This is a genomic window from Streptomyces sp. NPDC003284, from assembly GCF_053589675.1.
Map to the genome: position 1 here is coordinate 355,064 of NZ_JBSFSI010000007.1, position 12,303 is coordinate 367,366.

Annotated in this window: 15 protein-coding genes; 6 read left to right on the forward strand and 9 right to left on the reverse strand. The window is 73.9% G+C overall.

Features of this window, described 5'->3' with window-relative positions; genetic code table 11:
* Positions 1-100 precede the first annotated feature (100 nt).
* From ACWDYF_RS18110 to ACWDYF_RS18125, 4 genes are all read left to right on the forward strand, one after another.
* Positions 101-1,699: an FAD-dependent monooxygenase gene (locus ACWDYF_RS18110; protein ID WP_389469987.1), complete on the forward strand. Its 1,599-nt coding sequence runs from the start codon at positions 101-103 to the stop codon at positions 1,697-1,699.
* A gap of 121 nt (positions 1,700-1,820) precedes the next feature.
* Positions 1,821-1,892, forward strand: a complete 72-nt coding sequence (locus tag ACWDYF_RS18115) for a putative leader peptide (protein ID WP_309544753.1) — start codon at positions 1,821-1,823, stop codon at positions 1,890-1,892.
* Between the two features lie 77 nt (positions 1,893-1,969).
* Positions 1,970-2,596 (forward strand): cupin domain-containing protein, encoded by a 627-nt coding sequence (locus tag ACWDYF_RS18120; protein ID WP_389470052.1) that lies wholly within the window; start codon positions 1,970-1,972, stop codon positions 2,594-2,596.
* Between the two features lie 43 nt (positions 2,597-2,639).
* Positions 2,640-3,116 (forward strand): rhodanese-like domain-containing protein, encoded by a 477-nt coding sequence (locus ACWDYF_RS18125; protein ID WP_389470054.1) that lies wholly within the window; start codon positions 2,640-2,642, stop codon positions 3,114-3,116.
* Positions 3,117-3,144: 28 nt separating this feature from the next.
* Here the strand turns inward: ACWDYF_RS18125 and recX are convergent, their stop codons facing one another.
* From recX to ACWDYF_RS18145, 4 genes are all read right to left on the reverse strand, one after another.
* The gene (gene recX / locus ACWDYF_RS18130) at positions 3,145-4,020 is read right to left on the reverse strand and encodes a recombination regulator RecX (protein WP_389469989.1); all 876 of its coding nucleotides are present in this window, start codon (positions 4,018-4,020) and stop codon (positions 3,145-3,147) included.
* A 3-nt stretch (positions 4,021-4,023) separates the two neighbouring features.
* On the reverse strand, positions 4,024-5,151 hold the full coding sequence (recA, locus tag ACWDYF_RS18135; RefSeq protein ID WP_037888982.1) for a recombinase RecA: 1,128 nt from the start codon (positions 5,149-5,151) through the stop codon (positions 4,024-4,026).
* Between the two features lie 212 nt (positions 5,152-5,363).
* Complete coding sequence (locus ACWDYF_RS18140; RefSeq protein WP_389469993.1) at positions 5,364-5,699, reverse strand: inner-membrane translocator; 336 nt, start codon at positions 5,697-5,699, stop codon at positions 5,364-5,366.
* 343 nt (positions 5,700-6,042) lie between these two features.
* Positions 6,043-6,402 carry a hypothetical protein gene (locus ACWDYF_RS18145; RefSeq protein ID WP_389469995.1) on the reverse strand — a complete coding sequence of 120 codons (360 nt, stop codon included), beginning with the start codon at positions 6,400-6,402 and terminating at the stop codon, positions 6,043-6,045.
* Positions 6,403-6,664: 262 nt separating this feature from the next.
* Between ACWDYF_RS18145 and ACWDYF_RS18150 the strand changes: the two genes are divergently transcribed.
* Positions 6,665-7,471, forward strand: a complete 807-nt coding sequence (locus ACWDYF_RS18150) for a hypothetical protein (protein ID WP_389469997.1) — start codon at positions 6,665-6,667, stop codon at positions 7,469-7,471.
* Positions 7,472-7,511: 40 nt separating this feature from the next.
* On the opposite strand, the gene ACWDYF_RS18155 is transcribed toward ACWDYF_RS18150, so the two are convergent.
* On the reverse strand, positions 7,512-8,840 hold the full coding sequence (locus tag ACWDYF_RS18155) for an AI-2E family transporter (protein WP_389470000.1): 1,329 nt from the start codon (positions 8,838-8,840) through the stop codon (positions 7,512-7,514).
* Positions 8,841-8,900: 60 nt separating this feature from the next.
* Positions 8,901-9,095 (reverse strand): DUF3046 domain-containing protein, encoded by a 195-nt coding sequence (locus ACWDYF_RS18160; protein ID WP_018564727.1) that lies wholly within the window; start codon positions 9,093-9,095, stop codon positions 8,901-8,903.
* 80 nt (positions 9,096-9,175) lie between these two features.
* Here ACWDYF_RS18160 and ACWDYF_RS18165 point away from each other — a divergent pair, with 80 nt between their 5' ends.
* Entirely contained in the window at positions 9,176-10,144 is a 969-nt protein-coding gene (locus ACWDYF_RS18165) for a hypothetical protein (RefSeq protein WP_389470003.1), read from the forward strand.
* A gap of 37 nt (positions 10,145-10,181) precedes the next feature.
* Here the strand turns inward: ACWDYF_RS18165 and ACWDYF_RS18170 are convergent, their stop codons facing one another.
* From ACWDYF_RS18170 to ACWDYF_RS18180, 3 genes are read right to left on the reverse strand one after another with little or no spacing between them, the layout of a single operon-like run.
* Complete coding sequence (locus ACWDYF_RS18170) at positions 10,182-10,490, reverse strand: AzlD domain-containing protein (protein WP_018564729.1); 309 nt, start codon at positions 10,488-10,490, stop codon at positions 10,182-10,184.
* Complete coding sequence (locus tag ACWDYF_RS18175) at positions 10,487-11,275, reverse strand: AzlC family ABC transporter permease (RefSeq protein ID WP_389470057.1); 789 nt, start codon at positions 11,273-11,275, stop codon at positions 10,487-10,489. The genes ACWDYF_RS18170 and ACWDYF_RS18175 overlap by 4 nt, the downstream gene beginning before the upstream one ends.
* The gene (locus ACWDYF_RS18180) at positions 11,239-12,261 is read right to left on the reverse strand and encodes an AraC family transcriptional regulator (RefSeq protein WP_389470006.1); all 1,023 of its coding nucleotides are present in this window, start codon (positions 12,259-12,261) and stop codon (positions 11,239-11,241) included. Before ACWDYF_RS18180 ends, ACWDYF_RS18175 begins: the two co-directional genes overlap by 37 nt.
* Positions 12,262-12,303: the final 42 nt, after the last annotated feature.

A 12,303-nucleotide genomic window follows, 5' to 3' on the forward strand; every position in this document is an offset into this window, starting at 1 on the left:
CGGCAATAGGTTGCATACGTTCTGTGATCGTGCACCCTGCTCCAACCGTCTGTTCACGTCTGTCCGTCAGGACACCGCTGCGGGCAGGGGGCGCCGCGCCGTGGATCCGGTGATCGTCGTCGGCGCTGGGCCCGTCGGGCTCACGCTCGCCCTGGCGCTGGCGCGTCAGGAGGTGCCGTCCGTCGTCCTCGACGAGACTCCGGGCACCGACCCGGCGCGGGCCGCGCGCACCGTCGTGCTGCGCGAGGACACCGCGGCCCTCGTGGAGCGGCTGGCCGGTGCCCCGCTCGGCCGGGCCGGGCTGCGCTGGGCCGGATGGTGGGCGATGCGGCGCAAACAGGTGACGGCCGAGGTCGCCTTCGGCGAGAGCGAACCGGCGCCGCTGCACATCGCCCAGCACGTCCTGACCGGCGCCCTGCGCGCCGCCGTGGCCCGCGAACCGCTGATCGAACTGGCCACCGACAGCCGCCTCGACGCCCTGGAGCAGGAGGCGGCGGGCGTGAGCGCCCGCACTCGCGGCCCGGACGGCACCTGGTGGCGCGGCAGCCATCTCGTCGGCTGCGACGGACCGCGCTCGACCGTGCGCAAACTCCAGGACATCCGCTTCCCCGGCCGCACCGCCGTCGAGCGGTACGCCGTGGCCGCGCTGCGCACCGGACTGCCCCGGCCCGAGGAAGCGTTCCTCCATCGCACGCCCCCCTGGCGCACCTCCGGCCCCTTCGCCGGGGAGATCACCGCGCGCCCGCTGCCGGACGACGTGTGGCGCCTGGACTGGCTGCTGCCGCCCGGCAAGGACCTGATCACGCCCGAACTGCTGATCGCCCGCATCCGCGAGACCCTCACCGGCTGGACCGGCGAGAGCGCATCGGCCTACGAACTCCTGGACACCGGTGTGCACACGGTCCACCACCGGGTGGCGCGGCGCTGGCGCAACGGGCGCGTGTTCCTCGCCGGGGACGCGGCGCATCTGCTCGGCGCGTTCGGCACGCAGGGACTCGACGAGGGGCTGCGGGACGCCGACAACCTCGCCTGGAAACTGGCCCTGACCTGGCATCACGGCCCGCACGAGGCCCTGCTCGACAGCTACCAGAGCGAGCGGCGCGCGGTGGTCGCCGCCCGGCTGCGCGCCGCCGACCAGCTGCTGCCGGTGCTGCGCGGCGGCGGGCTGCGCTCGTACGTCCCGGGGGCCGCGCGCGGGCACGACATGGCGCTCATCGAGGGCCACCTGGGGCGCGGCGCACTGGGCGCGCCGGGGACGTACGCCGGCTCGCCGCTCGCCCCCGGGCCCTTCGACGCGGAGGCACCTCTGGACACGCCCGTCGGAGCACCGGTGGAGGACGTGGTGGTGACGGCGGAGGACGGCTCGTTCGTCCCGCTGCGGGACCGGCTGGGCCGCGGTGTGCTGCTGGCCGTGCTGGTCGCGCCGGGTACGGGGGTGTGGGAGCGGCGGCACTGGGTCAGCGCCGGGATCATGCCCCGGCTGGCCGCCGCGGTGACCGCGCTGCCGCACCCGGCCGAGCTGCTGGTCGCCGAGAGCTATCCGGGCGCCGCCCCCCACACCGTGCTGCTGGTGCGGCCGGACGGGCACCTGGTCACCGCCCTGAGCGGGGTGCGCCCCGCCGACCTCTACTCGGCGGCCGAGGCCGCCCTCGGCGGTACGGCGGCGACCGGGGCGCACGCCGAGGCGGGCGCGCACTGACCGCACGCCGTCACGCGCAACGCGCCGCTCGGGTACTCACCGTCACCACCGTCCGGATGGTGTCGGTGAGTTGACCGTCTCCGGCCCTCATGGTGTACTCCCGATCGTGACCGACACCGATGTGCGCCTGTGGCGGAGGGTCCATATGGACCTCGTCCGCTATGCGGGCTGCGTGTGTCGTCCGTCCTGCTGAATTCGCCTCTCCCTTTCCCCGCGCGCGCCGCAGCCGTGTCCGTCGTGCTGTTCCGTTCCGCACCCGTGCTCATGTTCATGGGTGCCGCCGCGCGCGCTCCGCGAACGCTCTCCAGGACGGTGCCCGTGTCTGCTTCTGCCTCCGCTGCCTCCGCGTCGGCTCCCGCCGCCCCCGCCTCCCCCGCCCCGGTCCCCTCCACCGCTTCCACCGCGCCGCCCACCGAGGCGGAGCTGCTCGACTTCGTCCGGCGCGCCGCCGCCGACACGGAGCTGATCGCCTCGCTGCCGCTCGATCCCGAGGGCCGCACCTGGATCCGTCTGGACGGGCCCGGGGGCAGCGAGGCCTGGCTGATCGGCTGGCCGCCCGGCACCGGCACCGGCTGGCACGACCACGCCGACTCGGTCGGCGCCTTCGTCACCGCCGCCGGCGAACTGGCGGAGAGCTCGCTCGCCGCCCGGCTGCCCACCGACGGCTGGCAGACCCTGGAACTCACCGAGGGCGTGGACCGGGAGCGGCGGCTGCCCGCCGGCCGGGGCCGCGCCTTCGGCCGCCACCATGTCCACGAGGTGCGCAACGAGTCCACTGCCGTGCACGCTGTCTCTGTGCACGCCTACCACCCGCCGCTGCCGCGGATCCGCCGCTACAGCCGCGCCGGGCAGACCCTGCGGCTGGAGCAGGTCGAGCGCCCCGAGGACTGGCAGTGAGCCGCCCGCACCGCACGAGAGGACCGGCAGCGACGTGAACGACCTGAACCACCCGAGCGGCACGGACGTGCACCACGTGAGCGCGGCGGGGGAAGAAGCGCCGACCGGGATCGACGAGCTGCTGGAGCGGGTGCGCCGGGACTATGTGCGCGTCGGACCGCGGGAGGCGTACGACGCCGCCCGCGGGGGCGACGGCCTGCTGGTCGACATCCGGTACGCCGCGCTGCGGGAGCGGGACGGGCTGATCCCGGGCGCCGTCGTCGTCGAACGCAACGAGCTGGAGTGGCGGCTCGACCCCCGGGGCAGCCACCGCCTGCCCGAGGCCACCGGCCACGATCTGCGGGTCGTCGTCATCTGCGACGAGGGCTATGCGTCGAGTCTCGCGGCCGCCTCCCTGCACCGGCTCGGCCTGCGCCGGGCGACCGATCTGATCGGCGGGTTCCAGGCGTGGCGGTCGGCCGGGCTTCCCGTGGCGGCGGCGTCGGCGCCGTCCGTCCCGGCGGAGGCGCGTGAGGCGTAGACACCGCGCTTCGTCCCCCGGGAGGGCGTCAGTCCCCGTCCTCCAGGAACCCGGTGTCCTCGCCCTCCTCCTCCAGGGCCTGCCGCACCAGCCGCAGGGCCAGGCCCTGGGAGTAGCCCTTGCGGGCGAGCATGCCGGCCAGCCTGCGCAGCCGCTTGTCGCGGTCGAGGCCCCGGGTGGAGCGCAGCTTGCGGGCGATCAGCTCGCGGGCGGTGGCCTCCTCCTGCTCGGCGTCGAGCCGTCCGACGGCCTCGTCGATCAGTGCCGTGTCGACGCCCTTGGTGCGCAGTTCCTGGGCGAGCGCGCGCCGGGCCAGTCCGCGTCCGTGGTGCCGGGACTCCACCCAGGCGTCCGCGAACGCGCCGTCGTCGATCAGTCCGACCTCCTCGAACCTAGACAGCACCTCCTCGGCCACCTCGTCCGGGATCTCCCGCTTGCGCAGGGCGTCCGCCAGCTGTCTGCGGGTGCGCGGGGTCCCGGTGAGCTGGCGCAGGCAGATCGCCCGCGCCCGCTCCACCGGGTCCCCCGGAGACTCCCCCTGTTCGGCCCTCGGCGAGGAGATGTCTCCGTCCGCCACGGGCGCCCCGCCGGAACCCCTCCGGCGACGCCCGCGCCCGCCGTACGGTCCGCCGTCACGCGAACCGCCCCGGCGTGCGCCCCCCGTACGGGAGCCGGTCGCGGTGCCCTGCCCGTCTCCGCCGTCCGTGTCCGGTCCGTCCAGGCCGTACGGCTCGTACGGACCGGACGGCCCGGAGCCCGCCTGAAGGCCCGGGTCCGGGAACGCGCCGGTGCCGGAGCGGTCCCCGGTGCCCCTCCCCCGTGGGGCACCGGAAGCCGTGTCCGGGTGTCCGGCGTACCCGTCCTCGTGCTCGGAGTACTCGGGCCAGTCCGTTCGCCGTATCACGGATCAGCTCTTGGCTGCGGCGGCCTTGGGCTTGGTGGCCTTGGCGGTCGCCGGGGCCGGCACCGTCTTGGCCGCGTCACCCGTGGCGGCGGGGGCGGCGGCGTCCGCGGCAGGCTCGGCGGCGGGCTCCTCCGGACGCACGCCGACGCCCAGCTTCACCTTGATCTTCTTCTCGATCTCGTTGGCCAGGTCGGGGTTGTCCTTCAGGAAGTTGCGGGCGTTCTCCTTGCCCTGCCCGAGCTGGTCGCCCTCGTACGTGTACCAGGCACCGGCCTTGCGGACGAAGCCGTGCTCCACGCCCATGTCGATCAGGCCGCCCTCGCGGCTGATGCCCTGGCCGTAGAGGATGTCGAACTCCGCCTGCTTGAAGGGCGGCGCGACCTTGTTCTTGACGACCTTGCAGCGGGTGCGGTTGCCGACCGCCTCGGTGCCGTCCTTCAGGGTCTCGATGCGGCGGATGTCGATGCGCACGGAGGCGTAGAACTTCAGCGCGCGGCCACCGGTCGTGGTCTCCGGGGAGCCGAACATCACGCCGATCTTCTCGCGCAGCTGGTTGATGAAGATCGCGGTGGTCTTCGACTGGTTGAGCGCGCTGGTGATCTTGCGCAGGGCCTGGCTCATCAGACGGGCCTGGAGACCCACGTGCGAGTCGCCCATCTCGCCCTCGATCTCCGCGCGCGGCACGAGGGCTGCGACCGAGTCGATGACGATGAGGTCGAGCGCGCCGGAGCGGACCAGCATGTCCACGATCTCCAGCGCCTGCTCGCCGTTGTCCGGCTGGGAGAGGATGAGGTTGTCGATGTCGACGCCGAGCTTCTTCGCGTACTCGGGGTCGAGGGCGTGCTCCGCGTCCACGAAGGCGACCTGACCGCCGGCCTTCTGCGCGTTGGCCACGGCGTGCAGGGTCAGGGTCGTCTTGCCGGAGGACTCCGGGCCGTAGATCTCCACGACCCGGCCGCGCGGCAGGCCGCCGACGCCGAGGGCCACGTCGAGCGCGGTCGACCCGGTCGGGATGACCTCGATGGGCTCCATCGACCGCTCGCCCATGCGCATGACCGCGCCCTTGCCGAATTGCCGTTCAATCTGTGCGAGCGCGGCGTCGAGCGCCTTCTCGCGGTCGGTTCCTGCCATGGGTTCCACCCGATTTGCTTGAGTCGATCGCTTCACGTCAAAGACGCTAACGCCTGCCACTGACAATGCGCCTCGACGCACGTCCGGCCTGTGGATAACCAGGGGGCCAACTACCGCATACCCGGGCGAAAACCCCTCGGTCGCGCCTCACCGGAGCCTCCATAAGAATGGATGTTCGATTTTCGTGTCAAGCGCACCACGCGGCACCCGGATCAGGGCCAGGCGCTCAGCGCCCAGGCCGCCGGGACGAGGCAGAGCACCAGCTGAACCGTCCCGAGACCCCGGTGTCCGAGCCGCAGCAGCATGGCACCCGTCACACAGACCGCCAGGCTCAGCGCGCCGAAGCACAGCACGGGTGCCCAGTCCGCGGGTGGTCGGCCGGCCGCTGTCCGCGCCGAGTCCGTGGCTCGGCTCATCCCACGCGCCACGAGCAGGACGAGGCTCAGCAGACCGGCCGCCACGTCCGCCACCAGGACGAGCAGCAGGAGGCAACCCGAGGTGAAGGCGCTGTTCACGCTGGAGGACCGCTTGCCGACAAGTTCACGCATGCCCGTACGGTCACACGGAACACCTCCCTCCGGACGGACCGTCACCGATCCGCGACCCGGGCGTCCTCCGCTCTCTGCCGCTTCGGTCCGACCCTGGCCGACGACTGCCGGAGCAGGGGCGTGGGGACGCGCGTCCTCCCGCTTGTCGCGGACGCCGTCAGGCGCTTCGGACCGGCGCCATTCGGACCGGCGCCATGACGCGCGCGCCACCTCGGCCGACCGGTGCTCCCGGGGACGGCGAAGGGCCTCCCCTCCGGGCCCGGACGCGGATGCGGTGCCGGTTGCGGAGGGAAGGCCCGGTGCGGCGGTGGCCGTGGGCGTGAGCCGTGGCCGTCGTACCGCCTCAGCAGGCGACGACGTACCAGACCGGGGTCCAGTTGACCGTGCGGGACTCGTACGCCTTGGAGGTGAACAGGAGCTTGTGGTTCTTGTCGTAGAACTTCGCCATCGTGCCGGGCGTCTGGTTGTTGACGAGCGGCCCGGAGCCGACCAGGTCGGGCAGCTGGAAGGTGAAGTTGCAGGTGGTGTACTGGAACCAGCTGCCGTTGGCGGCCTGGCCGCAGACGGAGTAGTACGGACAGCTCAGCTGGGCTCGGGCGGGAGCGGGCTGTTCGGCGGCGGAGGACGCCGCCGCCCCCGCCAGCGACCCGCCCAGCAGTGCTCCGGTGGCGAGCACGGTCGCCGCCAGTTCGCGCAGTGCCATGGTTCTTCCCCCTTGAAGGTGCTCCGGTGAAGGTGCTCCGAAGGTTCTTGCGCACGGTCCTGTGACCGGCCGGGCCGAGGACGTCGGCCCTTCCTCAGCGTGCCGGGCGGCGCACCGGCTCCGCCATGCTCTTCGGGCAGGATCGAAAACCCCAGGTCGGGGTGTGTTCGCGGGAAGCCCGCTCCGCCTACTCCGCGCGGCGTACGGGAGATGCCTTCACTCGGACGACGCCGGGGCGGGGCCCGGTCGCGAGGGTGGTGCCATGGCAGTCTCCGCTCCCTCGTCGCGCCCGGCGCGCCCGTCCGCCCCGTCCCTGGCGGCGCGCGCCCGCGCGCTGCGCCCCGTCGAACGGCTGTGCCACATCACGGGGCTTCTCCTCGTCGTGTCGGGCCTCGTCCATCTGCTGGTCCTCGCGGTCGACGGCGGCCCGTGGGACGGGCCCGTGTCCTGGCGCAAGCCCATCACCTTCGGGCTGTCCTTCGGGCTGACGCTGATCGCGCTCACCTGGGTGACGTCGTACCTGCGCGTGCCGGACCGGCGGCGCGCCGCGCTGCTCGCCGTCCTCGCCGCCGACTGCGTCGTCGAGGTGGGCGGCATCACCCTCCAGGCGTGGCGCCGGGTGCCCTCGCACCTGAACATGGAGACCCCGTTCGACACGGCGGTGTCGATGACGCTCGCCGTGGGCGGCGGGGTGCTCGTGGCCCTGCTGACCGTGTTCGCCGTGGCGTCCTTCCGGCACCGTCCGGCGGGGCCCGCCGGGATGCCGCTCGCGCTGCGCTCCGGGTTCGCGGTGCTGCTCGTCGCGCTCGCCTCGGGCGCGGCGATGATCGCGCGCGGGGTGGTGCTCACCCGCACGGGGCACCAGCAGGCGGCGTACCACTCGACGGCTCCGCTCAAGCCGCTGCACGGGGTCAGCCTGCACGCGGTACTGGTACTGCCCGCGCTGGCCCTGCTGCTGTCCCGCACCTCCTGGGAGGAGCGGACGCGTCGGCGGATCGTGGCCGCGGCGGTCGTCTGCTACGCCCTCGCGGTGGCCGGGGCCGGGGTCTGGGCCGCCGTGCGCCTGTGAGCGGCGCGCGGACGGGCACCCGGCGCCGCGCGGCGCCGGATCACTCGGCGGCTGAGCCCTCCTCCGCCACCACGGCACCGCGGGTGCCCGCCGCCGTCCCGGGCCCGTCCGCGGCGGTGTCCGGCGTCCGTGCCGTCCCCGGCCCGGCCTGCGGCTGCCGCACCAGCCGCCGTATGCGCGCGAGCGTCCCCGGTGCCGGGACCCGGGTGCGGTGGCCCTGGACACGGGGGTCGTCGGTGACGTCGTACCGCTTCACGTACGCCCCGAGGAACGCCTGGAGCGTGGCGACCGCCGGGATGGCGATCAGCGCGCCGACGGCGCCGAGCAGCGCGGTGCCCGCGATGACCGAGCCGAAGGCGACCGCGGGGTGGATGTCGACGGTCTTCGCGGTCAGCTTGGGTTGCAGCATGTAGTTCTCGAACTGCTGGTAGACCACCACGAACGCCAGCACCCACAGCGCGTACCACGGGTTGACGGTGAACGCGATCAGCATGGGCAGGGCGCCCGCGAGATAGGTGCCGATGGTGGGGATGAACTGCGACACCAGGCCCACCCACACACCGAGCACGGGCGCGTACGGCACGCCGAGGGCCTGGAGCAGGATGTAGTGGGCGATTCCCGAGACGAGCGCCATCAGGCTGCGCGAGTACAGATAGCCGCCGGTCTTGTCGACGGCGATCTCCCACGCGCGCAGCACCTCGGCCTGGCGGGCGGGCGGCAGCACCGAGCACAGGGCACGGCGCAGCCGGGGTCCGTCGGCCGCGAAGTAGAACGAGAACAGCGCGACCGTCAGGATCCGGAACAGCCCGCCGAGCACCTGGGCGGAGACGTCGAGCACACCGGCGGCGCTGTTCTGCGCGTACTTGCGCAGCCAGTCGGAGTGCAGGAGCCCCTCCTGGATGTCGACACGCCGCAGCTCGGTGTGGAACGTGGTGTTGATCCAGTGGATGACCGAGTCCAGATACTCCGGGAAGCTCTCGATCATCTTGATGATCTGCCCGGCGAGCATGGACCCGAGCAGGGTGACGAAGCCCGCCGTGGCGATCGTCAGCCCCAGGAAGACCAGGAAGGTCGCGAAGCCCCGGCGCATGCCGCGCGCCGCCATACGGCTGACCGCGGGCTCGATGGCGAGCGCCAGGAAGAACGCTATGAGGACGTTGATCAGCAGGCCGGTCACCTGGTGGAAGGCCCAGCTGCCGAACTGGAAGGCGGCGACCAGCGCGAGGGCGAGCACCATGGCGCGCGGCAGCCAGCGCGGCATGCGGGCGCCCGGCCCGGCAGCACCCGCGGCGGGCGGCCGGGCGGGCGGTGTCGTACCGGTCGGGGCGGTGTGCGGGGCCGTCGGCCCGGACTCGTCAGTGGGTGCCACGGTGCAAGTGTCGCCGATGCCACCGACAGTCCCGCACAGCCCGGTGCGCACGGTGCCCGGTCACCGGCGTTCCCCCGGGACGTCCATCACCTGGCAGACCACGCGCCAGACGTCCTTGGCGTCCCAGCCGGCCGCCAGTGCCTCCTGCACCGTGCGCCCGTCCAGCTCGGACATCACGTGATCGCGTGCGAAGGTTTCGGCGTACCCGGCACCGAAGTGCTCCGCCATCCGCTCCCAGAAGACCGTCAACCGCATGCCCCCAGTATCCAGCCCCTGGGAGTGAGACCAGCCCGGGAGCGCCTGCCGGGACCGCGGGGCGCCCTACGGTCTGATCCATGGCCGAGACACGATCTTCCCCCGCTCCCGCGCCGCCCTCGGCGGCCTCCCCGCTCTTCCGTGCCGAACGCTTCGTGTGGCTCACCGCGCGCGTGCTGGAGCAGCGGCTCTTCGCGCACCTCTTCCTGAACGGCGCCGCCGACCCGGTGGAGAGCGCGCTGGACGCCTACGGCAACGACGACGGCGGGTACGGCCACGCCCTGGAGCCGGATCTGCGGGGACCGGTCAGCCAGCCGTTGCACACCGCGCTCGCGCTCCGTGTCCTGGACCGGGCCGGGCGCTGCGGCGGCCGCCGGGTGGAGCGCGTGTGCCGCTATCTGACCTCCGTCTCCACCCCGGACGGCGCGCTGCCCGCGGTCCGTCCCGCCCAGCGCGGCTATCCCACGGCGCCCTTCGTGCCGGTGCCGGACGATCCGCCGGGCGACCTCCTGGCCACCGGGCCGGTGGTCGGTCTGCTGCACCGCAACGAGGTGTGGCACGCGTGGCTGTTCCGGGCGGGCGACTTCTGCTGGCAGCGGATCGAGTCGCTGGAGGCGTCCCACCCGTACGAGGTGCGGGCCGCCGTCGCCTTCCTGGACCATGTGCCGGACCGCACGCGCGCGCGTGCCGCCGCCGACCGGCTGGGCCGCCTGGTCCGCGAGCGGCGGCTGGCGGTCCTGGACCCGGACCGCCGGGAGGACCGGCCGGGCGCCCCCGGCCACACGCCCGACGAGCACCGCTTCCCGCACGACTTCCCGCAGCACTTCCCGCACGACTTCGCGCGCACGCCCGGCTCGCTGGCGCGCGCGTGGTTCACCGACGAGGAGATGGCCCGCTCGCTGGACTTCCTCGCGGACGGGCAGCAGGAGGACGGCGGCTGGCCGGTCACCCGGCGCCCCTGGTCCCCGGCGGCCGTGCTGGAGGCGCGGCCCATGGTGACGATCGAGGCGCTGCTCACCCTGAGGGCGTACGGCCGCGTCATCGGCTGAGCGTCCGCCGCGGGCGGTCCTCCCGAAGGAGGTGCGCTCAGCCGCCCAGGGCCCGCACCCCGGCCGTCACCGCCACGGCCGCCGCGACGACGAGCAGGAAGGGCGCCCGCAGCACCAGCGCCACGGCGGCCGCCGCGAGACCGGCCGCCCTGGCGTCCAGGACGAGCACGCGCCCGTCGGCGAACGTCTGCTGGGCGGTGAGGGCGGCGAGCAGGGCCACCGGGAGCAGCGCGGCGAGCCGTCGCACCAGCGGCCGTTCCAGGGCACCCGCCGGGACGAGCAGCCCGGCCAGCTTGACGGCGTAGCAGCCGAGTGCGGTCGCTACGACCGCGGTCCAGGTGTTCACCGGTCTGCCTCTTCTTCTCGCGTCTTGTCTTCTCGCGTCTGGTCTTCTCGCGCCGTGTCCTGTTGTGCCTCGGCGCGTACGTCCCGGGTCTCGTCCCGCACAGGGTCCGGGGCACCGTCCCGTACGTCGTCCCGTACGTCGTCCTGTACGTCGTCCCGGGTGCCGCCCCGGCGGCGGCCCTCCAGGTACAGCACGGCCGGCGCGGCGAAGGCGGCGGCGAGCACGGGCACCCCGGCCGGCAGGACGGGCAGCAGCCCCAGCCCGAGGAGCACCGCGAGCGCGGCGGCGGTCCGCTCGGTGGCGCTCCGCAGCATGGGGGCGAGCAGTGCCAGGAAGACGGCGGGCCCGGCCGCGTCCAGGCCCCAGGCGTCGGTGTCGCCGATGGCCTCGGCGCCGAGCGCGCCGAGCAGCGTGGTGAGGTTCCACAGCACGTAGAGGGTGACCCCGGTGACGGTGAAGCCGATCCGCGCCGCGCGCCGGGTGGGCTGCGCCAGCGCCACGGCGGTGGTCTCGTCGATGACCCACTGGGCGGCGAACGGCCGGCTCCTGCGCGGCAGGGCCAGCACCTGGGACAGCCGCAGCCCGTAGAACGCGTTGCGCACCCCCAGGAAGAAGGCACCGGCCGCCGCCGTGAGCGGGTTGCCCCCGGCGGCCAGCGCCCCGACCAGCGCGAACTGGGAGGCGCCGGTGAACACCAGGAGGCTGAGCGCGCAGGTCTGCCAGAGGGTGAGCCCGCTGCCCGCCGAGGTCACCCCGAAGGCGAACCCGGAAAGGCCGACGGCGATCCCGACCCCGAGGGCGTCCCGGACGACGGCGGCGTCCGGTTTCCCGCCGCCGTCCCCTCCCGCGCCCGCCGCTGCTGCGCGTCCGGCGCGCGTGTCTGCGAGAGCTGTCTCTTCTGCCACACCCCGGACGGTAGGAGCAGCGGTGGCCGCGCGTCTTGTACGTTCTTGCGCTCCCGCTGGTAGGCGCCCGGCGGCACGCCCACGATCCGGGAGAAGTGTCTGCTGAGGTGCGACTGGTCGGTGAAGCCCACGGCGGCGGCCGCGGCGGCGGGCGCGGTGCCCTCGTCCAGCAGCCGTCTGGCCCGACGCACCCGGGCGTCGGTCAGCCAGGTGTGCGGCGGCATCCCGTAGGCGCTGCGGAAGGCGCGCAGCAGTGCGAACGGGCTCGTCCCGAGGTCCGCCGCCAGGCATTCGAGGGTGGGCGGCTCGGCGATCCGGTCCTCCAGCACGGCACGCGCGCGTGCCGCGACGCCGTGTCCCGCCGTGCGGGCCACCCGTTGCGGCAGCACGCCGCCGTTGCGCCGCAGCAGCCGGGTCACGGCGATCCGCAGCAGGGTGTCGGCGGCGAGCGCGTTGCCCTCGTCGGCCGCGCGCAGCACCTGGTGCACCAGGCGGGCGGCGCCGGGGTCGTCGAGGACCGGGCTGACGAAGCCCGGTGTCCCCCGCAGGGTGGTGGTCTCGGCGGCGATCTCGGCCACCAGATCGGGCGAGGGGTACACGGCGCCGTACCGCCAGCCCTCGGGGACACCGGCCCGGCCCGTGTGCGGGGTGTCCGGATTGACCAGCGCGAGGGTGCCCGGTCCGGCGTACTGGTCGGCCCCGCGGTGGTGGAAGACCTCGAGTCCCTCCGCGATGGCGGCGATCACGAAGTGCTCGTGCGTGTGGCGCACGAACTCCTTGCGGACGTACCGGGCGCGCAGCAGATCGACACCGGGCAGTTCGTCGTACCGCCAGTGCCGTGCCCGCTCCTCGCCGGATGCCGCCATACGTCGATTCTCCGCCGCTCCCGGTCCTCCCCGCGCACCGGG

What these genes read in the sequence shown, in the direction of transcription:
- ACWDYF_RS18120 (WP_389470052.1), top strand. Translation starts at nt 1,970, where the DNA reads ATGGGTGCCGCCGCGCGCGCTCCGCGAACGCTCTCCAGGACGGTGCCC.
- recA (WP_037888982.1), bottom strand. Translation starts at nt 5,151, where the DNA reads ATGGCAGGAACCGACCGCGAGAAGGCGCTCGACGCCGCGCTCGCACAG.
- ACWDYF_RS18140 (WP_389469993.1), bottom strand. Translation starts at nt 5,699, where the DNA reads ATGCGTGAACTTGTCGGCAAGCGGTCCTCCAGCGTGAACAGCGCCTTC.
- ACWDYF_RS18145 (WP_389469995.1), bottom strand. Translation starts at nt 6,402, where the DNA reads ATGGCACTGCGCGAACTGGCGGCGACCGTGCTCGCCACCGGAGCACTG.
- ACWDYF_RS18150 (WP_389469997.1), top strand. Translation starts at nt 6,665, where the DNA reads ATGGCAGTCTCCGCTCCCTCGTCGCGCCCGGCGCGCCCGTCCGCCCCG.
- ACWDYF_RS18160 (WP_018564727.1), bottom strand. Translation starts at nt 9,095, where the DNA reads ATGCGGTTGACGGTCTTCTGGGAGCGGATGGCGGAGCACTTCGGTGCC.
- ACWDYF_RS18165 (WP_389470003.1), top strand. Translation starts at nt 9,176, where the DNA reads ATGGCCGAGACACGATCTTCCCCCGCTCCCGCGCCGCCCTCGGCGGCC.
- ACWDYF_RS18180 (WP_389470006.1), bottom strand. Translation starts at nt 12,261, where the DNA reads ATGGCGGCATCCGGCGAGGAGCGGGCACGGCACTGGCGGTACGACGAA.